Source organism: Blastococcus sp. SYSU D00813 (genome assembly GCF_054050735.1).
On the sequence record NZ_JBJGZX010000046.1, the window covers coordinates 10849 to 31958 of the forward strand.

The window sequence follows — 21110 nt, forward strand, 5'->3', positions numbered from 1 at the left end:
CAGCTCCACTCCACGTCCGGAGGTCCTCCCCGAACAAGATCAGTCAGATCGTGTCCTCACACGCCCTCGACCAACGTCTCCGGTCAGTACAGCTAGCCCGACAGGGCCACCCGCAGGTCGGCGTCCGTGGCCGCCCCGAGGGCGGCGCGGACGCCGGCCAGCGTGACCTCGACCGTCCGCGGGGTCAGGAACAGGGCCGCGGCGATCCGCCGGGCATCGGCGCCCTCGGCGGCCATGACGGCGACCCGGCGCTCGGTGGCCGTGAGCCGCCGGGTCGCCGGGCGCGGCGGCGGGACGGCCAGGCCCGCCGCGGCGAGCGTGCCCGCGACCTCCGCCCGCAGCGCCAGCGCACCGCAGTCCTCGGCCAGCTCCAGCGCCGAGCGCAGCAGCGGCGCGGCCTCCTCCGGCGGCACGAGCCGGGCCAGTGCGGCCTGCGCGCGGGCCAGGTCCAGCCGGGAGCGGGTGGTGGACAGGACGGCGACGGCCTCGCGCAGGTCCGCGGCGCCGTCCTCCCCGGCGGCCACCCCGCGCAGCCACAGCGTCCGGCCGACCCAGCGGCGGGCGCCCCACTCGCGGGCCAGGGCGATCTCCTCGGTCATCACCGCGACGGCCTCGTCCCGCCGGCCCAGCGCGGTGAGCGCCTGCGCCCGCAGCGACCGCCACGGCGCCCACACCGGGTTGCGCACGGCGGCCACCTCCTCGGAGTGGGCGTCGAGCAGCCCCAGCGCCTCGGCCGGGCGGTCCTCGGCGAGCAGCAGCGACACCTCGGCCTCGACCATCAGCCGCGAGCCGTCCCCGATCCGCGACCGCCAGCGCCGCGCCTCGACGAACTCCCGGGCGGCGGGCACGTCGCCGCGGTCGAGCAGCACCCCCACGAGGAACGCCTCGCCGTAGGCGACGCCCATGGCCGGTGCCGCCCAGCGCTCGCTCTGCTCGATCGCGGTGCGCAGCGACTGCTCGGCCTCGGGCAGGTCGCCGCGCCACCACTGCGCGTGCCCGCGCCACAGGTGGGTGGCCAGCGCGGCGAACAGCGACCCCCGCTCGTGCGCACCCACCAGGGTGGCGTCCCAGAACGGCTCCATGTCCTCGTCGGCCATGTCGAGGACGAACGGGGCGATGACCCAGAACAGCCCGGGGTCGGCGGCCTGCAGGACGCCGTCGGCCAGCCCGAAGTGGGCGAGCTCGACGCAGCGGTCCAGGTCGCGGTTGTTGACCACCAGCTCCCAGGCCGTGGCCACGGCGAGCATGCGGGCACCCGGGCCCGTGCCCTCGACCTCGCCGATGGGCTCGGGCCCCCACACCCGCTCGTCGAGGCCGTGCATGAAGCCGCCGACCCGGGCCAGCGCCCGCAGCGCCTGCCGGGCGTCGGCGAGTTCGTCGGGCAGCTCGGCGGCCGCGGCGGAGGCGAACGCGGTGGCCTCCCCGCGCGGGCCGGCGAAGATCAGCGTGTGCGCCAGCGCCACCGCGGCCTGCGTGCGCACCCCGACGTCCTGAGCGAGCGCGTGTGCCTGCCGCAGGTGGGTGATGGCGGCCAGCCCGTCGGTCAGGTTCTCCAGCGTGCCCAGCTGCAGCAGCGCCCGCGCCCGGTCGTCGGCGGTGGCCAGCTCGTCGAGGACGCGCACCAGGTACGGGACGGCGCTCTCGGGCGCCCCGCGCTCGGCGGCGATCGCCGCGGCGCGGTGCAGCGCGTCGACGGCCCACTCCTCGCCCCGGGCCGGCACCTGGAGCAGGTGGGCGGCGACCTGCTCGGCGCTGGCGCCGGTGTCGGCGAGCACCCGGGCGGCCCGGGCGTGCGCCAGCTCGCGCTGGCCGGGCGGCAGGCTGGCGTAGACGGCGTCGCGGACCAGCGGGTGGACGAAGCCCAGCGGCCGGTCGCCGCGCAGGATCTCGCCCTCGGCCAGCCGGTCGACCGCGGCCGCCGCCACCTCTCCGGCCAGGTCGGCCAGCCGGGCCACGACCGGGATGGCGGCGGAGTCGCCGAGCACCGCGACCGCCCGCGCCACCGCGCCGGCCGCGTCGTCCATCCGGCCCAGCCGCATCAGGACGATGCTCGACACCGCGCGGGAACCGATGGCGGTCACCCGGTCGGCGTGCGCCTCGTCGGGGACGACGCCCTCGGCCTCCAGCGCCCGCAGCAGCTGGCGCAGCAGGAGCGGGTTCCCGCCGGTGGTCCGGTGGCAGGCGCCGGCGAACCCCGGCGCCGGCTCGCCGCCCAGCCGCAGGCGGACCAGGTCGGCGACGCCGTCGCGGGTCAGCGGGCCGGGCTGGACGGCCACCGTCGCGGCGTCGAGCGCGATCTCGTCGACCAGCGTCGGCTCGGTGGGCGGCTCGCCGGTGCGCAGCGTCGTCGCCAGCAGCACCGGCAGGCCCTCCATCCGGCGCACCAGGTAGGCCAGGAAGCGCAGCGACGCCGGGTCGCACCACTGCAGGTCGTCGACGGCGAGGACGACCGGCCCCTCGGCGGTCAGGTCGACGACCAGCCAGTACAGGGCGTGCAGGACGGCGAAGGAGGCGTCGGCGCGCTGCTCGCCGGGCGCCGCGCCGTGGTCGAAGGCGTCGAACACCGAGGCGGCCGCGGCCGCGGGCCCGCCGAGCAGCCGGGCCCGCCGGTCCCGGTCGACCAGGAGCGGCTCGAACAGCTGCCGGACCGCGCCGTAGCCGAACTCCCGCTCCAGGGCGCTCCCGCGTGCGGCCAGCACGGTCGCCCCGCCGGCCGAGCCCATGCGGCGGGCCTCGGTCAGCAGCCGGCTCTTGCCGATGCCGGCCGGCCCCTCGATGAGCGCGACGACGCCCTGGCCGGCCAGCGCCGCCGCGACGCACTCCTCCAGGCGGCGCAGCTCGCCGTCCCGGTCGACGATCGCCTCCCCGGCCGGCGGCGGGGCCGCCCGGGACGGGGCGGGCCGCGGCGCGGCCGGCGGCGGTGCGGGCGGCCGGGCCGCCGCGGGCGGGGCGGGGGCGGCCAGCTCGGGGGCGTGGGCCAGGATCTGCGCCTCCAGCTCCCGCAGCGCCCGGCTGGGGTCGACGCCGAGCTCGTCGGCCAGCAGCTGCCGTGCCCGGCGCAGCGCGGCCAGCGCGTCGCTCTGCCGGGAGGTGCGGTACAGCGCCAGCGCCAGCAGCCGCCAGCGCTCCTCGCGCAGCGGCTCCTCGGCGGCGAGGGCCTCCAGCCGGGGCACGAGCACCGCGGCGTCCTCGGTCTCCAGGCGGGCGGCCAGCAGGCGCTCGGTCGCCACCGCGCGCAGCTCGGCCAGCCGGGAGCTCTCGGCGTCGGCCCACGCCTGCCCGGCCCACTCGGCGTACGCGTCGCCGCGGTAGAGGGCGAGGGCGTCGGTGAGGAGGGTGACCGCCCGGGCGGGCGGGGCGGCGACCCCCTCCCCCACGAGCCGCTCGAACCGCCGGGCGTCCACCGCGTCGTCGGGCAGCCGCACCACGTACCCCACCCGGTCGCGGACCAGGACACCGCCGCGGTCGCGGGCCGTGCGGTGCGGCTCCAGCGCCCGGCGCAGGTGGGAGACGTAGGAGTGCAGCGCCGCGGTGGCGCTGGGCGGCGCCGCGTCGCCCCAGAGCAGCTCGACCAGCCGCGAGGCGGGCACGGCCTGGCCGCGGGCCTGCAGGAGCAGGGCCAGGACGCCGCGCTGCCGCGGGCCGCCGAGGTCGACGTCGGCGCCGTCCCGCTCGGCGGTGAGCCCGCCGAGGACGCGCACGGTCAGCGTGCCCGCGTCCGGGACTGGTGGGTGCACGCGAGGGACCGTAGGCCCCGGCCGCGTCCCGGAACAGCACCCTGCGCGGCCGGCCGCTCAGCCGGGCGGGCGCAGCCGGCCGTACCAGCGGGCGAGGTCGGGCAGCTGGTGGTGGGCGTTGAGGCCGCTCGGGTTCGGCACCACCCAGGTCTCGGCCCCGCCGAGGGGCTCGGGCTGCCGGCCGAGCGCGGCCCGCGGGCGGCCGGCAGCCAGCCGCCAGGCCGTGACGCCGAGCACCGCCAGCACCCGGGGCCGGTGCTCGGCGACGAGGGCGGCGAGCGCGGCCAGCCCCTCCTGGAGCTCGGCGGTGCTCAGCTCCGCCGCCGTCCGGGTGGGCCGGTCGGCGATGTTGGTCGAGCCCAGCCCGTACCGGAGCAGCTCGCGGTCCTCGTCCGGGGTGAGCCGGCGCGGCGTGAGCCCGGCCAGGTGGATCGCCGGCCAGAAGCGGTTGCCCGGCCGGGCGAAGTGGTGGCCCACCGCGGCCGAGGTCAGCGACGGGTTGATCCCGCAGAACAGCACGTCGAGTCCGGGCGCGACCACGTCGGGCAGCGGCTTGGACGGTGGCACGGGCCCGAGTGTCCCCGGGCACGGCTAGCGTCGGGCCCGTGGGCGAGCGCTGGTTCGAGGACTACCCGGTGGGCTCGACGGGCGAGTACGGCCCGATCTCCGTGGCGGAGGACGACGTCGTGGACTTCGGCCGCCGCTTCGACCCGCAGCCGTTCCACGTCGACGCCGAGGCGGCCGCGGCAGGCCCGTTCGGCGGGCTGATCGCCAGCGGCTGGCACACCTGCGCGCTGATGATGCGGCTGTACGCCACCGAGTACCTGTCGTTCGCCTCCAGCCTCGGCTCGCCGGGCATCGACGAGCTCCGCTGGCGGGCGCCGGTCCGGCCCGGCGACGAGCTGCTGCTGCGCACCACCGTCGAGGAGGCGCGGATCTCGCGCAGCAAGCCCGACCGGGGGCTGCTGCGCACCCGCGTCGAGCTGGTCGACGGCGCCGGCTCGGTGGTGCTGTCGATGGTCGCGATGAACCTCGTGCTGACCCGTCCCGCCGGCTGACCGCCCCGCCCCGTCGCGGCCCGCCGTCGACGGCGCGGGCCGGACCTGGCACCGTCGTGCCCGGGGTGGACCCGGCCGCGGGCGGGTAGTGCACCCCCGGAAGGTCTTTCGAGAGCAGGAGCGCAGAGGATGCCGCAGGGCACGGTCACGTGGTTCAACGCCGAGAAGGGCTTCGGGTTCATCGCGCCCGAGGACGGTGGGGACGACGTGTTCGTCCACTTCTCGGCCATCGAGGCCTCGGGTGGTTTCCGCAGCCTCGAGGAGGGCGAGCGGGTCGAGTACGAGGCCAGCCAGGGCCAGCGGGGGCCGCAGGCCGACCGGGTGCGCTCGCTGGGCGGCGGGGGCGGCGGCCGGTCCGGGGGCGACCGCGGCGGTGAGCGCCGGGAGCGGGGTGACCGCGGCGACTGGGGCGCCGGCCGCGGGGCCGGTGGCCGGTCGCAGGGCACCGTGGCCCGGTTCAACGCCGAGAAGGGCTTCGGGTTCATCGAGCCCGACGACGGCGGCGACGACGTCTTCGTGCACTTCTCCGCGATCGACGAGTCCGGTTACCGCTCCCTCGAGGAGGGCCAGCGGGTCGAGTACGACGCCGTCCGCGGCCAGCGGGGCATGCAGGCCGAGTCCGTCCGCGTGGTCGGCGGCGGGGGCGGCGGCGCTCGCGGCGGCCGGTCCGACCGGGGTGACCGCGGCGGGTACGGCGGCGGCCAGCAGTACGGCGGCGGGCAGGGCGGGCAGGGTGGTCGAGGGCAGGGCGGCCGGGTGCAGGGCACCGTGGCGCGCTTCGACGCCGACAAGGGCTTCGGGTTCATCGAGCCCGACGACGGCGGCGACGACGTCTTCGTGCACTTCTCCGCGATCGACGAGTCCGGCTTCCGCTCCCTCGAGGAGGGGCAGCGGGTGGAGTTCGAGCCCGTGCGCGGCCAGCGCGGCATGCAGGCCGAGTCCGTCCGCGTGGTCGGCGGCGGCGGTGGGGCGCGCGGCGGTCGCGGCGGGCGCCCCGAGCGCGGCGGCTCCGACCGGCCGGCGCGGGGCCGCGACGAACGTCCCGCCCGGCGCGGCGGGGGCGGTGGCGGCCGGGCGCAGGGCACGGTGAACTGGTTCAACGCCGAGAAGGGCTTCGGCTTCATCACCCCCGACGACGGCTCCGACGACGTCTTCGTGCACTTCTCCGCGATCCCCGACCGCGGCGGCTACCGGGAGCTGCAGGAGGGCCAGCGGGTCGAGTACGAGGCCAGCCGCGGCCAGCGCGGCATGCAGGCCGACTCCGTCGACCCGCTCTAGGCCGGGCCGCCCGGCCGCCCGCCGCCGAGCCGGGCGGCGACCCGGGGCGCGAGCTCCGCGGTCGCCGTCCCGGCGGCGGCCGAGGCGAGGACGGCGGCCCAGGCCAGCGGGTCCAGCGGGGTGCAGCCGAAGAACCGGCTCACGCCGGGGGTCTGGACGACGGCGACCAGCACGGCCAGCGAGCCTGCGGTGGTGGCCAGCACCAGCGGGCTGCGCCGTCCCGACCACGCGGTCTGCCCCAGCTGGGTGGTGATCAGCGCCGCCAGGCCCATGGTGCCCGCGCGGCCGCGGGGTCCGGTCAGCCGACCGGTCAGCCACGCGCCGGTCGCCCCCACGGTCGTGGCGGCACCGCGGACGAGCACCGCCCGGCGCACCTGCTCGGTGAACCCGCGGTGCGGACCGGCGGCGAGCACGGCCGCGAGCGGGTGCCCGGCCAGCGGCCCCTCGCCCTCCCCGTCCGCCCGCCGGGGTGCGGCCACCGCGACGGCCAGCGCGGGGAACATGTCGGTGAGCAGGTTGACCAGCAGCAGCTGGCGGGTGCCCAGCGGCGAGCGGCCGCCGACCGCCGTCCCGAGCACGGTGAAGGCGATCTCCCCGGCGTTGCCGCCGACCAGCACCGACACCGCCTCGCGCACCCGGCCCCACATGGCCCGGCCCTCGGCGACCGCGTCGACCAGCCGGATCAGGTCCGCGTCGGTGAGCACCAGGTCGGCGGCGGTGCGGGCGGCCGGGGACTCCGCGCCGGCCACGCCGACCCCGACGTCGGCCAGCCGGATGGCGGCGGCGTCGTTGACCCCGTCGCCGGTCATCGCGAGCGTCGCGCCGGCGCCGCGCAGCGCCGCCACGAGGGTGACCTTCTGCTCGGGGGAGAGCCGGGCGAAGACGGCGGCCTCGGCCACCAGCCGGCGGCGCTCCTCGTCGGAGGCCTTCGCGAGCTGTGCTCCGGTGACCACGCGGTCGGCGTCGGGGATGCCGGCCTGGGCGGCGATGGCCGCCGCCGTCTCCGGGTGGTCGCCGGTCGCGACCAGCACCCGCACCCCGGCCGCCCGCAGCTGCGCCACCGCGGTCGCGCTGGACCCCCGCACGGTGTCGGCCAGCCCGACGAGCCCGCGGACGGCCAGGTCGCGGGCGGCGTCCTCGAGGTCGTCGGGCACGCCGTCGACCGGGCGCTCGGCGACCAGCAGCACCCGCAGCCCCTCGCCGGCCAGCTCGGCCACCCGCTCGCGCACGCCCTCGCACGCGCCGCAGCGGCGCAGCACGACCTCGGGCGCGCCCTTCACCACGAGGCGGCCGTCGCGGACCGCGGCGGAGAAGCCGCGGCCGCCGGCGAAGGGCAGCGCGGCGTCGGGGGCGGCGTCCGGTGCGGCGCCGCGCTCGGCGGCGGCCTCGGCCACGGCCCGGTCGGTCTCGTGCGCGTCCTCCTCGCCGGGCGGCACCGCGGCCGCGGCCAGCCGCAGGACGTCGTCCTCCGCCGCGCCCTCGAGCCCGACCACGCGCACCAGCCGGAGCCGGTTCTCGGTGAGCGTGCCGGTCTTGTCGAAGCAGACGGTGTCGACCCGCCCCAGGGCCTCGAGCACCCGGGCGCTGCGCACGACCGCGCCGCGGGAGGACAGCCGCCGCGCGGCGGCCTGCTGGGCGACGGTCGCCACCAGCGGCAGCCCCTCGGGGACCGCGGCCACGGCGATGGCCAGCCCGGCCGACACCGCCTCGCGCAGCGGCCGGCGCCACAGCAGCGAGAGGCCGGTGACCAGCCCGCCGCCGGCCAGGGTCCACGGCAGGACCGAGCTGGTGAGCTCGCCGAGCCGCGCCTGCACGCCGGCCGGCGGCGCCGCTCCCCCGGCCGCGCGTGCCGCCCGGCCCGCCTGCGTGGCCGCGCCGACGGCGACCACCACGGCCCGGCCGTGCCCCGCGACCACGGTGGTGCCGTCGAAGAGCATCCCGGTGCGGTCGGCGACGTCGGCGCCCGGCGTCGGCTCGACCGACTTGGTCACCGCCAGCGACTCCCCGGTCAGGTTCGACTCGTCGACCTCCAGGTCCTCGGCGTCCAGCAGCCGGGCGTCGGCCGCCACCACGTCGCCGGGCTCCACGACCAGCACGTCGCCGGGCCGCAGCGCGCTGCCGGGCACCTCCTCGGTGCCGGCCGCGCTCCCGTCCCCGCCGGTCTCGCGGCGCGCGCAGACGTCCTGCTCCATGAGCAGCGACTCCAGCGCCGTCTCGGCGCGCAGCCGCTGCAGGCCCGAGAGCAGCGCGTTGCCGACCGTGACGCTGCCGACCAGGACGGCGTCGGTCGCCTCGCCCAGGACCGCGGTGGCCGCCGCCCCGGTGGCGAGCACGGGGGTCAGCGGGTCGGCCAGCTCGGCGACGACGGTGCGGCCGTAGCGCAGCGGCCCGCGGACGGCGGGGACGGCGGCGGCCCGCCCGGCCAGCGCGCGCACGGGGGACGGCCGGTGCCCGGTGTCCGGGGCCGCACCGGACAGCCGGCGCAGCACCTCGTCGGCGTCCAGGGCGTGCCAGGGGGTGTGCACGGTGGGCGGCGGGGCCGGCCGGCGTGCGGCCCGCGCGGCGGTCACGGCGCCGTCGAGCATCGTCCACGTGGTCGCCGACTTGCCGGGGGTCGTGGCCCGCCGCTGGCCGGTGCGCCGTCCGCCCACCGAGGCGAGCAGGCCGCCGAGCACGTTGCCCGAGATCGCCGTCTCCACCGCGCGGCGGCTCAGCGTGCGGGCCTCGCGGGTCGCGGCCACGATCCGGCAGGCGTCGGCGAGCCCGGGCCCGGTGACGAGGTCGGCACCCCACGCCGGGGCCCGCCCCTCGCGGACCGGCGTGACGGCGACGTCGGCGGCCTGCAGCGCCGGCCCGTCGGTGGCCGAGACGAGGAGGACGACCGCGCCGCCGTCCTGCAGGCGGCGGACGGTGTCGAGCAGCGGCTCGCCGGACGGCGGGACCTCGTGCGCGGCCGGCGCGATCTCCGCGGTGCCGGGGTGCTCGGGCAGGACGACGCGCAGGCCGGCCGCGGTGGCGGCGTCGAGCAGCGCCTCGGCGTGCGGGTCCAGCTCGTGCGCGACGGTCGCGGTGCCGACCCGCCGTCCCCGCACGGTGAGCACGTGGCGGCCGGTGCGCGGGGACTCCTGCCGGCCGAGCAGGCGGGTGGCGACGGTCCAGACCCTGGCGTCGTCCCAGGCCCCGGCCCCGGCCTCGGCCCCGTCCCCGGCCCCGTTCCCGTCGGGAGCCTCGGCGTGCGCCTCGACGACCACGGGCGGGCCGGTGCACAGCGCCGCGGGGTCGAGGACGGCGGTGTCGACGCGGTCCAGCCGCCTGTAGGCGCTGCCGTCCATGGGCAGCACGCCCTGCCGGCACAGCAGCAGGTCGAGGGTCGCGGCGAAGGACTCGCGGCCGGACGTGGCGGCCTTCGGCGTCAGGGCCTTGATCAGGTCGGCGGAGCGGCCGGGGCTGCGGGTGAGCGGCAGCAGCCCGAGGGCGCCGGCCAGGGTGGTGGGCGCCAGCCGGTCGCGGTAGGTCTCGACCGGGCCGCGCGGCAGCGGCCGCGGCCGTTCACCGGGCGGGGCGAGCGGGGTGTCCGCGTCGTCCTCGGGCTCGGGGCGGCACAGCTCGGGCTCGCGGGCACGCCACACCTGCCGGCGGGCCCGCACCGCGGCGGCCTGCTGCAGCGACTGCGCGGCGTTGATCGCCGGGACGACGGGGCTCTGCGCGAGCGCGTGCAGCAGCGAGCCGGTGCCGGCGAGGGCGAGGTCGGCGCCGACCCGGCCGATGCGGCCGGTCAGCGCCTCGCGCACCCGGGGCTGGGACTCCAGCAGCGCGAGCACGAGGGTGGCGTGCCGGGTGAGCTTCGGGACGGGGAGGACCCTGCCCAGCAGCGCCGCCCCGACGCCGGCGGTGGCCACCGACGCCCGCGCGACCGCGGCGAGCAGCGGCTCGAGGTCGGCCGGGTGGTCGGGGGCGTCGGGGAAGACGCCGGTGCCGCCGCGGGCCTGCTCGATGGCGGCGACCGCGCCGACGACGTCCTCCACCGAGACGCGCCGGTCGTCGAAGGAGACCAGCACGCGGCCGACGACGTCGTTGACCGCGGCCCACTGCACGCCGTCGAGCCGCTCGAGGTGGCGGCGCAGGGCGGAGCGGACCTCCGGGGCGTCCTCGGCGGCGGGGGCGGCGAGCTCGACCTGGGCGTGCCCGCGCTCGGCCCACACGCGGCGGGTGTGCCGGGCCGTCGGCGGCTCGAACAGGCTGCGGGCGGTGCTCCGCAGGCCCCCGCGCACGTGCCCGTCGGGGAACGGGTCGGCGCCGGTCACCACGGTGCCGACGGCGCGCGCCACGGGGACGGCGGCGTCGCGGGCCAGGCCGGCGGTGGTGGCGACCGCCTCGGTGGCGGCCCGGGTGAGCCGGGTGGTGGCCCGGGCCGGCCCGGTGAGCAGCCCGACCGTGCCGACGGCGGGGACGGCGGCCGCGGTCGCCCCCGTGGCCACCGCCCGGGCCAGACCCACGAGCGCGGCGGGGACGGCGGTCGTCGTGCGCAGCAGCCCCATGGCACCCCCCGGCGGAACTGAGGTGAGACGGAACGCTACGCCCGCTGAGCGCCTCCGGCCCCCTGAGCGTGTGCGCCCGAACGGCCGGATCAGCCGGATCCCGTGGCGTGGGCGCACACGCTCGCCGGCGTCGGCCCCCGGGGACGAGGGAGGATCGGGCGCGTGCCTCCGCCGACCGACACCCCGCTGGTGACCCTGCATCTGTGGGGCGTGTCCGGCAGCGGTGTCGCGCGGGCTGTCGGGCACATGGCCACCGACCGGCTGCGGCTGCGCCGGGCCCCGGGGCTGCGGTTCGCCAAGCTGCTGGGCACCGGCAGCGGGCGCACCTTCACCGTGCGCGACGCCGACCCTCGCCGCTGGGGTCTGCTCGCGGTGTGGGACGACGAGGGGGCGGCCGAGGCGGCCACCGCCGGCCCGCTGGTCGCCGGCTGGCGGGCCTTCGCCGACGAGGAGTGGTCGGCCCGGCTGCGCCCGCTCGCCGCGCGTGGCCGGTGGTCACGGCGCGAGCCCTTCGGCCGCCCGGCCCCGGCCCGCTGGGACGGCCCGGTCGCCGCGGTCACCCGGGCCCGGCTGGTGACCCGCAAGGCGGTGCGCTTCTGGTCCGCCGTCCCCCCGGTCTCGGCCGACCTGCACCGCTCCCCGGGGCTGCGCATGGCGCTGGGGATCGGCGAGGCGCCGCTCGGGCTGCAGGGCACCTTCAGCGTGTGGGACTCCGGCGCCGCGCTCAACGCCTTCGCCTACGACCGCGCCCCGCACGCCGCCGTCGTCGACCGCACCGCCCGGGAGGGCTGGTACGCCGAGGAGCTGTTCGCCCGGCTCGCCGTCCTGTCCACCGCCGGCACCCTCGGCGGACGGGACCCGCTCACCCCGCGAAGGTGAGCACCTCGGCGAGCGGACGGCGGTTGGTCGACGGCGTCCGGTCGCCGGTCGGGTAGCCCAGCCGCAGCAGCATCTGCGGGTGCCCGATGAGCGACAGCCGGGTGCGCAGCTGCGCGCGGGTCGCCGGCCAGTCCAGCGCCTGGGTCAGCGGCGAGGCCGCCAGCCCGGCGACCGTGGCCCGCAGCAGCACCTGGCCCAGCGCCCGCCCGGCGGTCAGCCAGGCCATCGCGTCGTCGTTGTCCGTGCCCATCAGCACCACCGCGGGGCGCTCGACGGCCGGCGGCGGCGCCGACGGGTCGTCGGGGTCGTGGAAGCGGGACCGGTCGGCGGGCCGCGAGCCCACCACGAAGTCGCGGATCAGCCAGTTGGAGGGGCGGGTGGCCGGGTCCGCCTCGGGCACCGAGCCCACCGGGATGCCGTCGGCCGCGGCCGGGTCGGTGCGCATCCACTGCTGCAGCTCGGCCACGTACTCCGGCTCGCCCTGCTCGATCTCCTCGGCCCGCGACACCAGGAACGCGGTCGCGACCTCCTCGTCGGACTCGGTGATCGGCTTCAGCCACACCGAGAACGTCGCCGCGGACCGCTGCAGGTCGTCGACCACCTCGGCGGGCACCGCCTGGGGCAGGAAGGGCGCCCGCTCGGTGTGCCGGCTGGCGACGGCGCCGGCCAGCGCGCGGTCGTCGTCGCCGGCCTCGCGCGGCCCGGTGACGGTGAGCGTCGCCAGCAGGTCCGCGTCGGCCGGGTCGGGCAGGAGCTCGACCGCGACCTCGACCCCCTCGGCCCGCAGCGCCACCAGGGCGAACTCCACGGCGACGCCGCAGCTGATCACCCGCTGCCGGCCCGTCCGGTCCAGGGTGTGCAGCGCCCGGGCGGGGTCGGTGCGGACGTCGAGGCGGTCCCCGGTCACCGCGAACGACCAGGGCTGCGTGTTGTGGATCGACGGCGCGCGCGTCGCGGCCTCCACCACGCGGCTCCACTGCTCCCGGTCCACCGGCCACCTCCCGTCCGGCCCCGCTCGGGGCACGTCGCTGCCGGGTCCTGCCTACCCCATGTCGGGCGGGGCGACAGCAGCACGTCCGCCCGGGGGCGGCCTCAGCGGCCGAAGAACAGCCGGATGGCGGTGCCGTCGGGCCCGGTGCGGATGGCGGCGTCGTCGGCCAGACTCCACGCCATCCACATGCCGTGCGGGCCGTCGTCGGCGGGCGGCACGTAGCCCAGCGTGGTGTCGGGCAGCCCCGGTCCGGCGTCGGACACCTCGACGACGAACGTGTCGCCCTCGGTCCAGGTGGCCAGCTCCGCGTAGGGGGCGACGGCAAGCGCGTTGAGGACCAGCTCGTGCCCGGCCAGGACGACGTCGCCGACCCGGGCCCGCCGGTCGTCGGGCACCGCCGCGCACAGCTGCCGCCGGACCTCCCACGGCGAGGTGACCGTGTGCAGCTCGACCGCGGCGGGCCGGGCGGACCACGGCGGCTGCAGCGTGCGCAGGTAGTCCGCCGGGTCCTGGTACCGCGGGCCGGGCACGGGCGCGCCCTCGCCCCAGGTGAGCGGGTGGGTCCGCGCCACGTCGGCCAGCACCTCCGCGGGCAGCCGCCGCCGGTCGTGCAGGCAGAGGCTGTAGTACGGCATGTCGTCGTAGCAGCGGTTGGCCACGGCCTCGAACCGCCGCCACTCCCGGCCGTCCTCGCGGGCCAGCCACACCGGCTCGGCCGCCAGCCGCCAGCGTGGCGTCGAGGCGCGCAGCGCGCGCAGGTCCCGGTCGTAGGCCTGCAGGGTGCGGTGCCCGCCCCGCCACCACGTCTCCGCGGCGGCGAAGACCGCGAGCCGGCCGAGGTCGGCGCCGAGGTGGGCGGCGAGCAGGCTGCGCACCCGCTCGCCGGCGACGACCAGCACCGGCTCGTCGCGGGAGAAGCCCTCGAGCACGAAGGGGACCACCCGGTGCACGACCTCGGAGTCGCTGCCGAACACGAACCCCTCGTGGGCCAGGCGCGCGCCGTCCCAGCCGCCGGTGGGCCGCAGGAGGCTCATGCGTCCGCCGCGGGGCCGGCGGACAGGCCGAACATCTCGAGCACCCGGCGGGGCGACCGCCGCGCGCGCACCAGGCGCACGCGCACCCCGCGCACGTCCAGCTCGAGCACGGTCGCGGCCAGCGCCCGGGCGCCGGCGACGTCCAGGAACTCCAGCCCGGCCAGGTCGACGACGACGTCGCGCGGGCCGCCGTCCGGGTGCGGGTCCCCGGCGACGTCGAGCAGCGCCCGGGCGGCGTCCTCGGCCTGCGACACGTCGATCTCGCCGTGCAGCGCGAACACCGGGCCGCGCCCGGACAGGTGCACCAGGGGGTGCCGCCGGCCCAGGTGCTGGCCCGGGTGCAGGACGGCGAGGGGGCCCAGCACGTCGTCCCCGAGGCCCGCGTCGTACAGGCACAGCGCGGTCATCGGGACGGTGCCCATCAGCTCGTCGGCCAGCTGCTCGTAGGCGTGCAGCTGCCGGCGCCCGCCGGACCCGGCGCGGGCCAGCGGGGTGACGTCGGCGGCGACGCGCAGGCCGGCGCGGCCGCGGCCGACGGCGGCCAGGGTGGCGGTGCGGTAGCGCTCGACCTGCGCGGGCGGCGACAGCGCCCCGCCCTCGGCGTAGGCGTCCTCGGTGGAGCGGACCTCGAGGCGGCCCTCGGCCAGGAGCAGGTCGCGGTCGGGCAGGCCGGCGAGCAGGTCGAGCAGCGCCGGGCGGGAGCGGCCCACCAGCAGCAGGTGCTCCCCGCGGCGGCGGCCCTCGTCGAGGTAGGGCAGCACCGCGGCGGCGAGCTCGGCGTCGTCCCCGTAGGACCAGCAGAGGTGGTCCCCCGGCCGCAGACCGGTCGGGGACCCGATCCTCCGCGGGGCCGTCACCACCGGGACGCTACCCCCGCCGGCGCCGCTGCGGGAGGTCACGGACCGAACGGTGCCGGATCCCGCCGGCGCGCCGGCCGTCACCGGGCCGTGAGGACGTACAGGGCGCCGAGCACGCCGGTGAGCGTGGCCAGCGCGGCCAGCAGCGCCGTCGGCAGGCCGGGGCCGGGGACCGTGCGGGGGTCGGCGGTCAGCGCCCGCACCGCGGCCCGGTAGCGCCGCGTCGCCGTCCACGTCAGCAGGACGGCGACGACGGCGCCGGCGACGAGCAGGACGTAGGCCGCGACCCCGGCGGACGGCGCGGCCAGCCGGGCGGCGACCAGTGCCCCGGCACCGACCCCGAGGGCGGTGCGACGCCAGGCGAGCGCCGTCCGCTCCGCCTGGGCGCCGGGCGCCGGGCCGCTCACGCCGTCAGCAGGCCCGCGAGGACGAGCGCGGCGGCGACCGCGGCGCCCAGGGCCACGAGCGGCCCCAGCAGGGAGGCCGGCAGCGCCCGGCGCAGCCGCAGCGCGCGCTCGACCGCGGCCCACCGGGCCCACGCCAGCGCCGGGGCGAGCGCTCCGAGCACGACGAGCAGCAGGGCGGCCGCCAGGCGCAGGCCCGGCTGCACCGCCAGGTCCAGCGCCTCCAGCGCCACGCCGCCGGCCGCCAGCGCCAGCCCGGTGCGGATCCAGGCGAGGAAGGTGCGCTCGTTGGCCAGGCTGGCGCGGGCGTCGGGCTCCTCGCCGACGCCGTACACCCCGCGCGGGAAGCGCGCGTCCTCCCCGGTCCCGGGCACCCGCCGATCCTGTCCCGGACCGCGGGCGGCCGCACGGCCACCGTCGGTCCCGCGGTCCGGCCGGTGGCGGGGGCCCTGGGCACGGTGACCCGGGTCGGCGATGCTCGGTCGGTCACGACCGCCCCGGCGGTGGAGGGGCCGGTCACCGGAACCCGACAGCCCGACAGGAGCAGCCTCCGTGCCCGATGCACACGTCCCGTCCCGGGTCCCGGTCCTCGTCGCCGGCGGCGGCCCCAGTGGCCTGGCCGCCGCGATCGAGCTGGGCCGACGCGGCGTCGAGGTGCTCGTGGTCGAGCCGCGCACGACCCTCGACCCGCTGCGCCCGCGCGCCAAGACGACCAACGCCCGGACCATGGAGCACCTGCGCCGCTGGGGACTGGCCGACCGGCTGCGCGGGCTGGCCCCGATCCCGGTCGACCACGCCCAGGACGTCGTCTTCGTGACCGGCCTGTTCGGGCACGAGATCACCTGCTTCCCCGAGGCCTTCGGCCTGTGGACGACGCCGCGCCAGATCGCCGCCGAGGCCGGCCAGCAGGCCCCCCAGCCGATCGTCGAGCAGCTCCTCCGCGAGGCCGCGGCGGCCACCCCCGGCGTCACCCTGGGGCTGGGCCGGCGGGTCTCCGCGGTGACCGACGGGCCCGACGAGGTCCGCGCCGCCGTCGAGGGCCCGGACGGCACGACCACCGAGGTCGTGGCCGACTGGTTCCTCGGGTGCGACGGCAGCGCCGGGGTCTCCCGCCGGGCGATCGGCGCCCGCTACGAGGGCGCCTCGGGGGCGCTGCCCAACCTCAGCGTCACGTTCCGCTCGCGCGCGCTGGAGGAGCGGCCGCTGTGCGCCCTGGGTGTGCACTACTGGGTCATCGGGACCGAGCGCGGCGGCCTCATGGGCCGCCTCGACCTCGACGGCACCTGGTGGGCGATCGTGCAGGGTGTCGACACCGTCGCCGAGGACGCCGATCCCGTCGCGCTGCTGCGCGCCATGGTCGGGGAGGACATCGACGTCGAGGTGCTCGCCACCGACCCGTGGCAGGCCCGGATGCTCCTGGTCGACCGCTACCGCGGCCGGCGGGTGTTCCTGGTCGGCGACGCCGCCCACCTCAACCCGCCGTGGGGCGGCCACGGCTTCAACACCTGCGTCGGCGACGCGGTGAACGTCGGCTGGAAGCTCGCCGCCGTCGTGCGGGGCTGGGCGCCGGAGTCGCTGCTGGACAGCTACGAGCCCGAGCGCCGGCCGGTCGCCCGCCGGACCATCGAGGCCGCCGGCAGCCAGGAGGCCTTCCTCGCCCCCGCGTTCGCCGGGCGCGACCTGGACGACGACGGCCCGACCGGCCGGGAGCTGCGTGCCGCGCTGGCCGAGGCGCTGCGGGTCAAGGACCCGGAGTTCCACAGCCTCGGGCTGGTGCTCGGCTACGACTACCCGGACTCCCCCGTCGTCGTCCCCGACGGGCGGCCGGTGCCCGGGCCCGCGCTGGCCACGTTCACGCCCTCGGCGCACCCGGGCGCCCGGCTGCCGCACGCCTGGCTGGGCGAGGGCGACTCCCTCTACGACCACCTCGGCGAGGGCTTCACGCTGCTGAGGCTGGACCCGGCCGCGGACCCCACCCCGCTCGCCGACCGGGCCGCCGAGCGGGGCGTCCCGCTGACGGTCCTGGACCTCGCCGGCACGTCCGCGCTGCGCGACCTGCTCGGGGCCGACCTGGTGCTGGTCCGCCCCGACCAGCACGTCGCCTGGCGCGGGCACGCCGTGCCGGACGCCGGCGCGCTGCTGGACCGGGTGCTCGGCGCCGTCCCCCTTCCTGCCACCCCCGCCGTCCCACAGGAGACCCACCACTCCTGACAGGAGGCCCTCGCACGGCCGCGGATCTCCTCCGCACAGGTCAGCGGGCGTGGGCGGCGAGGACCAGGTCGAGCCGGTCGGCGGGGACGCCGCGGCCGTCGTCGGGCCGCGGCCAGTGCAGGGCCAGCTCGCCGATGCCCGCCTCGGCCAGGCGGCCGAGCGTGTCGGCGTACCGCTCGGGGCTCTCGAACGGCCAGACGGCCTCGATGCCCAGCAGGGCGACCCGGTGCAGCGCCGTGGCCTCGCGCCCCTCCTCGGCGAGGACGTCGGTCAGCCGCCGGCTCTGCGCGGCGATCGCCGCGAGCCACTCCTCCCCCGGCACCTCGGCGCCGAAGGGCCCGTAGGTCACCCACCCGGAGCCGTACCGCGCGGCCAGCCGCAGCGCCCGCGGGCCGGTCGCCGCGACGGTGAACGGCACCCGCGGCCGCTGGACGCAGCCGGGCAGCTGGTGGGCGTCGACGGCCGCGTACTCCCCCGCCGTCGCCGTGGTCACCGGCTCGGTGAGCAGCCGGTCGAGCAGGGAGAGCCAGTCGGCGAAGCGCGTCGTCCGCTCCGCGCGGCTGCGCGGCGGCTCGCCGAGCACGTGCGCGTCCGGGCCCTCGGTGCCCACGCCCACGCCGAGCTCGAGCCGGCCGCCGGAGAGCTGGTCGAGGGTCATCAGCTCCTTGGCGAACGGCACGGGGTGGCGGAAGTTCGGCGAGGCCACGAGCGTGCCCAGCCGCACCCGCTCGGTGGCCGTCGCCGCCGCGGCGAGCAGCGGGACCGCGCCGTACCAGGGGTTCCGGCGCAGCAGCGGCCAGGACAGGTGGTCGTAGGTCCACACCGTGCGCACGCCGGCGGCCTCGGCGGCCCGGACATCGTCCAGGAACGTCGACACGGGGTGCCGGTCGGGCAGGACGACGGCGGAGAGGGCGGGGATCACCGCGCCAGTATCGAGGGCGTCGCCGACGGGCCCGAGAGGCGGATCACTGCACGCCAACGGTTGGGCCCCTAATCGTTGGAGTACCGTCGAGGCGTGACCACCTCTCCGGACGCCGTCGGCACCGAGCTGCTCGACGACCCGCTCGCCCTCGAGCGGCAGGTGTGCTTCGCGCTCTCGGTCGCCGCGCGCACCGTCGTCTCGGTCTACCGGCCGTGGCTGGAGCCGATGGGTCTCACCCACCCGCAGTACCTGGTGATGCTGGCGCTGTGGCAGCACGGCCCGCTGGCGCTCAAGGACCTCAGCCGGCTGCTCCAGCTGGACCCCGGCACGCTCTCGCCCCTGGTCAAGCGGCTGGAGGCGGCCGGCTACGTGCGCCGCGACCGCGACGCCCGCGACGAGCGCAACCTCGCCATCGCGCTGACCGGCACCGGCCGGGCGCTGCGCGAGCGCGCGGAGCGGATCCCCGAGGGGATCGTCGCCTCCCTGGGGCTCCCGCTGGAGGAGCTGCTCGCGCTGCAGCAGGCGCTGACCCGGGTCAACGCCGCCGCGCAGGACGCGCTCACCCGCAGCCCGGAGGTGGCGTCGTGACCCGCCCGGTCCCCGCTCCCCCGTCCACCGGGCCCGTCGTCCGGCCGAACCCGCTGCGCTGGGTCGGCTACGCCCTCGGGACCGGCCTGCCCGCCCGGCACAGCAGCTGGGTGCTGCACGACGTCACCACCGGCACCTGGGTGCTGCGGCACGCCGCCCGCACGCTCGTGCAGCTCGCCGTCCCCGTCGTGCTGATCGTGGTGCTCGTCCCGGGCCCGCTGGGCCTGCGGCTGGGCATGGCGCTGATCGGCGTCGTCCTCGGGATGGCGTTCTCGATGGCCTACATGACCGAGACGGTGGAGAACCGGGTGCGCAAGGCCGGCTACCCGATCGGCAGCGCCCAGGCCGGCCGCGACCGGGCCGCGGCCGAGCGCGCGGTCGTCGCCGCCCGGCGGCGGCGCGAGGCGGCGGCCAGGCGGGCCGCGCGCTACCAGGCGCGGCAGGGCCGCTGACTCACCCGCGCAGCACCTGCTCCAGCGTGCGGGCCGGGTGCCCGGTGAGGTCGGGGACGGCGGAGCTGACGCCGGCCATCTCCCCCGCCGCGATCGCCGTGTAGGTCGACACCCATGCGTCCACCTGCCAGTCGGGGGCGCCGTAGGAGGCCCGCGAGGCGTACGCCTCCTCGACCGTCTCGGGCACGTAGCTGACCGGGTCGCCGGTGACGCGGGTCAGCACCTCGGCGACCTGGGCCAGGGTCAGCTCCTCGGGGCCGGTCAGGTCGTAGGTGGCGCCGGCGTGCGCGCCGGGGTCGCGCAGCACGGCGATGGCCGCGTCGGCGATGTCGTCCTGGGCGACCAGGGCGACCCTCCCGTCGCCGGCCGGACCGCGGATCGCGCCGTCGTCCCCGACCAGGTGGACGGCGAAGTCGGCGTACAGGTCGTCGCGCAGGAACGTGTGCGCCGGGCCCGCGGCCCGGACGTGCTCCTCGGTGGCCCAGTGGTCGCGGGCGAGGGTGAACGTGGCGTCCGGCGCGGCCCCGTAGAAGGAGACGTAGACCAGGTGGCCGACGCCGGCGGCCGCGGCCGCGTCGACGAAGGCGCGGTGCTGGTCGACCCGGTCCGGGGTCTCCGACGCCGACACCATGAACACCGTGTCCACGCCCGCCAGCGCCTGCCGGCAGGCGGCGCCGTCGGTGTAGGCGGCACGCACGACCTCCGCCCCGGGCAGCTGCGGCGCCCGGGCCGGGTCGCGGACGAGCAGCCGCTGCGGCACTCCTGCCGCGGCCAGCCGGCGGGCGACGCGCCCGCCGAGCCGTCCGGTGGCGCCGGTGATGGCGATCGGTGCGGAGGTCATGGGCGGCACAACCCGCCGGCCCGGGGGTGCCTTCCCGGCGGCCTCAGAAGTCGTGGGCCCCGTCGTAGGAGGCGTCACCGCCCGGGTCGGGCTCCGGGCGGGGTGGGTCGGTCAGCGCGTGCCGCTCGGGGCGACGCGGCGCCGGCACCGATGCCGGGACGTCGTGCGCCAGGTCGTACCCGTAGTCGCCCGGGCCCTGCTGCGCCGGCTGGGTCATGGCCGCTCCCGTCGTCGTCGGTCCTCCGACGGCACGGATGCTCCCCGGTGTGCGCCGTCGGGACCAGGGCCGCCCGGCACATAGGTTGGACCCGACGCCCCACCCCGAGGAGACCGCGTGCCCGTCCGCCCCACCGGGAAACAGTTCGTCCTGACCTCCGGCGACGCCGAGGTGACCGTGGTCGAGGTCGGCGGGGGGCTGCGGTCCTACCGGCACGGCGGCCGGGAGCTGCTCGACGGCTACGGCGCCGACGAGACCGCCCTGTACGGCCGGGGGCACGTGCTCGCGCCCTGGCCCAACCGCATCGCCGACGGCCGCTACACCTGGGACGGCGCCGAGCAGCAGCTCGCCCTGACCGAGCCGGCGACGGCGACCGCGATCCACGGCCTGGTGAACTACGCGCCCTGGTCGGTGCTCGACCGCGGTCCGGAGCGCCTCGTGCTCGGGTACCTGCTGCACCCGCAGCCCGGGTACCCGTTCGCCCTGCGCCTGCAGGTGGCCTACGAGCTCTCCGGCGGGGGGCTCGCGGTGACGGCCACCGCCACGAACGAGGGTGCGGCCGCGCTGCCCTACGGCGAGGGCCACCACCCCTACCTGGCCGCCGGCCCCGGCGTGCTGCTCGACGACTGCACGCTGGTCTCCCCCGCCGCGACCCGGCTGCTGGCCGACGACCGCGGCATCCCGACCGGCCGGGTCCCGGTCGAGGGCACCGACGCGGACCTGCGCGGCGGCCGGCGGATCGGCGACCTCGTGCTCGACGACTGCTTCACCGACCTCGAGCGCGACGCCGCCGGCCGGGCCGAGGTGCGGCTCACCCGCCCCGACGGCACGGGCGCCGCCGTCTGGATGGACGAGGCCTACGGCTACCTGCAGCTCTACACCGGCGACACGATCCCCGGCGACGCGCGCCGCCGCGGGCTGGCCGTCGAGCCGATGACCTGCCCGCCCAACGCCTTCGCCACCGGCGAGGCCGTGCGCCGGCTCGAGCCCGGCGGGTCCGCGACCGGCGTCTGGGGCCTGTCGCCGATCGGCTGATGCGGAGTCGGGGGGGGGGGGGGGGGGGGGCCGCGGGGGGGGTGCGCCGAGCCGGCGGGGGGGGGGTG

At 78.6% G+C, this 21110-nt stretch carries 18 protein-coding genes; 7 read left to right on the forward strand and 11 right to left on the reverse strand.

Annotated features, from left to right (window positions below):
• Positions 1-92: 92 nt before the first annotated feature.
• Together ACI8AX_RS21395 and mug are read right to left on the reverse strand one after the other, a co-directional pair.
• Complete coding sequence (locus ACI8AX_RS21395) at positions 93-3737, reverse strand: BTAD domain-containing putative transcriptional regulator (protein ID WP_456551882.1); 3645 nt, start codon at positions 3735-3737, stop codon at positions 93-95.
• 57 nt (positions 3738-3794) lie between these two features.
• Positions 3795-4304, reverse strand: a complete 510-nt coding sequence (gene mug, locus ACI8AX_RS21400; protein ID WP_456551883.1) for a G/U mismatch-specific DNA glycosylase — start codon at positions 4302-4304, stop codon at positions 3795-3797.
• Positions 4305-4342: 38 nt separating this feature from the next.
• On the opposite strand from mug, the gene ACI8AX_RS21405 reads away from it, so the two are divergent.
• Positions 4343-4795, forward strand: coding sequence for a MaoC family dehydratase (locus ACI8AX_RS21405; protein WP_456551884.1), 453 nt, complete (start codon positions 4343-4345; stop codon positions 4793-4795).
• A gap of 129 nt (positions 4796-4924) precedes the next feature.
• Positions 4925-6073, forward strand: coding sequence for a cold-shock protein (locus ACI8AX_RS21410; RefSeq protein WP_456551885.1), 1149 nt, complete (start codon positions 4925-4927; stop codon positions 6071-6073).
• Here the strand turns inward: ACI8AX_RS21410 and ACI8AX_RS21415 are convergent.
• Positions 6070-10611 (reverse strand): HAD-IC family P-type ATPase, encoded by a 4542-nt coding sequence (locus ACI8AX_RS21415; protein WP_456551886.1) that lies wholly within the window; start codon positions 10609-10611, stop codon positions 6070-6072. The genes ACI8AX_RS21410 and ACI8AX_RS21415 overlap by 4 nt on opposite strands.
• Before the next feature lie 162 nt (positions 10612-10773).
• On the opposite strand from ACI8AX_RS21415, the gene ACI8AX_RS21420 reads away from it, so the two are divergent.
• Positions 10774-11490: a monooxygenase gene (locus tag ACI8AX_RS21420; protein ID WP_456551887.1), complete on the forward strand. Its 717-nt coding sequence runs from the start codon at positions 10774-10776 to the stop codon at positions 11488-11490.
• Here ACI8AX_RS21420 and ACI8AX_RS21425 read toward each other — a convergent pair.
• The 5 genes from ACI8AX_RS21425 to ACI8AX_RS21445 all read right to left on the reverse strand — a co-directional run bounded on the left by ACI8AX_RS21425 (position 11474) and on the right by ACI8AX_RS21445 (position 15150).
• Positions 11474-12481 (reverse strand): Acg family FMN-binding oxidoreductase, encoded by a 1008-nt coding sequence (locus ACI8AX_RS21425; protein WP_456551888.1) that lies wholly within the window; start codon positions 12479-12481, stop codon positions 11474-11476. The two genes, ACI8AX_RS21420 and ACI8AX_RS21425, sit on opposite strands and share 17 nt — an antisense overlap.
• A 101-nt stretch (positions 12482-12582) precedes the next feature.
• Positions 12583-13515 carry an anti-sigma factor RsbA family regulatory protein gene (locus ACI8AX_RS21430; protein ID WP_456551889.1) on the reverse strand — a complete coding sequence of 311 codons (933 nt, stop codon included), beginning with the start codon at positions 13513-13515 and terminating at the stop codon, positions 12583-12585.
• Positions 13512-14372: an MEDS domain-containing protein gene (locus tag ACI8AX_RS21435; RefSeq protein WP_456551890.1), complete on the reverse strand. Its 861-nt coding sequence runs from the start codon at positions 14370-14372 to the stop codon at positions 13512-13514. Before ACI8AX_RS21435 ends, ACI8AX_RS21430 begins: the two co-directional genes overlap by 4 nt.
• An 80-nt stretch (positions 14373-14452) precedes the next feature.
• A complete protein-coding gene (locus ACI8AX_RS21440; RefSeq protein WP_456551891.1) occupies positions 14453-14779 on the reverse strand; it encodes a DUF202 domain-containing protein in 327 nt (108 codons plus the stop codon).
• The gene (locus ACI8AX_RS21445) at positions 14776-15150 is read right to left on the reverse strand and encodes a YidH family protein (protein WP_456551892.1); all 375 of its coding nucleotides are present in this window, start codon (positions 15148-15150) and stop codon (positions 14776-14778) included. The genes ACI8AX_RS21440 and ACI8AX_RS21445 overlap by 4 nt, the downstream gene beginning before the upstream one ends.
• A 178-nt stretch (positions 15151-15328) precedes the next feature.
• Here ACI8AX_RS21445 and ACI8AX_RS21450 point away from each other — a divergent pair, with 178 nt between their 5' ends.
• Positions 15329-16987 carry an FAD-dependent monooxygenase gene (locus ACI8AX_RS21450; RefSeq protein ID WP_456551893.1) on the forward strand — a complete coding sequence of 553 codons (1659 nt, stop codon included), beginning with the start codon at positions 15329-15331 and terminating at the stop codon, positions 16985-16987.
• Positions 16988-17027: 40 nt separating this feature from the next.
• Here the strand turns inward: ACI8AX_RS21450 and ACI8AX_RS21455 are convergent, their stop codons facing one another.
• Entirely contained in the window at positions 17028-17909 is an 882-nt protein-coding gene (locus ACI8AX_RS21455) for an LLM class flavin-dependent oxidoreductase (RefSeq protein WP_456551894.1), read from the reverse strand.
• Between the two features lie 93 nt (positions 17910-18002).
• Between ACI8AX_RS21455 and ACI8AX_RS21460 the strand changes: the two genes are divergently transcribed.
• The gene (locus ACI8AX_RS21460) at positions 18003-18497 is read left to right on the forward strand and encodes a MarR family winged helix-turn-helix transcriptional regulator (RefSeq protein ID WP_456551895.1); all 495 of its coding nucleotides are present in this window, start codon (positions 18003-18005) and stop codon (positions 18495-18497) included.
• Entirely contained in the window at positions 18494-18949 is a 456-nt protein-coding gene (locus ACI8AX_RS21465) for a DUF5313 family protein (protein ID WP_456551896.1), read from the forward strand. The genes ACI8AX_RS21460 and ACI8AX_RS21465 overlap by 4 nt, the downstream gene beginning before the upstream one ends.
• 1 nt (position 18950) lies before the next feature.
• On the opposite strand, the gene ACI8AX_RS21470 is transcribed toward ACI8AX_RS21465, so the two are convergent.
• Positions 18951-19790, reverse strand: a complete 840-nt coding sequence (locus tag ACI8AX_RS21470) for an SDR family oxidoreductase (protein ID WP_456551897.1) — start codon at positions 19788-19790, stop codon at positions 18951-18953.
• 43 nt (positions 19791-19833) lie between these two features.
• Positions 19834-20007: a hypothetical protein gene (locus ACI8AX_RS21475; RefSeq protein ID WP_456551898.1), complete on the reverse strand. Its 174-nt coding sequence runs from the start codon at positions 20005-20007 to the stop codon at positions 19834-19836.
• A gap of 117 nt (positions 20008-20124) precedes the next feature.
• On the opposite strand from ACI8AX_RS21475, the gene ACI8AX_RS21480 reads away from it, so the two are divergent.
• Complete coding sequence (locus tag ACI8AX_RS21480) at positions 20125-21042, forward strand: aldose 1-epimerase family protein (RefSeq protein WP_456551899.1); 918 nt, start codon at positions 20125-20127, stop codon at positions 21040-21042.
• Positions 21043-21110 lie beyond the last annotated feature (68 nt).

Coding starts and splice junctions, on each gene's coding strand:
- ACI8AX_RS21410 (WP_456551885.1), top strand. CDS start 4,925: ATGCCGCAGGGCACGGTCACGTGGTTCAACGCCGAGAAGGGCTTCGGG.
- ACI8AX_RS21415 (WP_456551886.1), bottom strand. CDS start 10,611: ATGGGGCTGCTGCGCACGACGACCGCCGTCCCCGCCGCGCTCGTGGGT.
- ACI8AX_RS21430 (WP_456551889.1), bottom strand. CDS start 13,515: ATGAGCCTCCTGCGGCCCACCGGCGGCTGGGACGGCGCGCGCCTGGCC.
- ACI8AX_RS21470 (WP_456551897.1), bottom strand. CDS start 19,790: ATGACCTCCGCACCGATCGCCATCACCGGCGCCACCGGACGGCTCGGC.
- ACI8AX_RS21475 (WP_456551898.1), bottom strand. CDS start 20,007: ATGACCCAGCCGGCGCAGCAGGGCCCGGGCGACTACGGGTACGACCTG.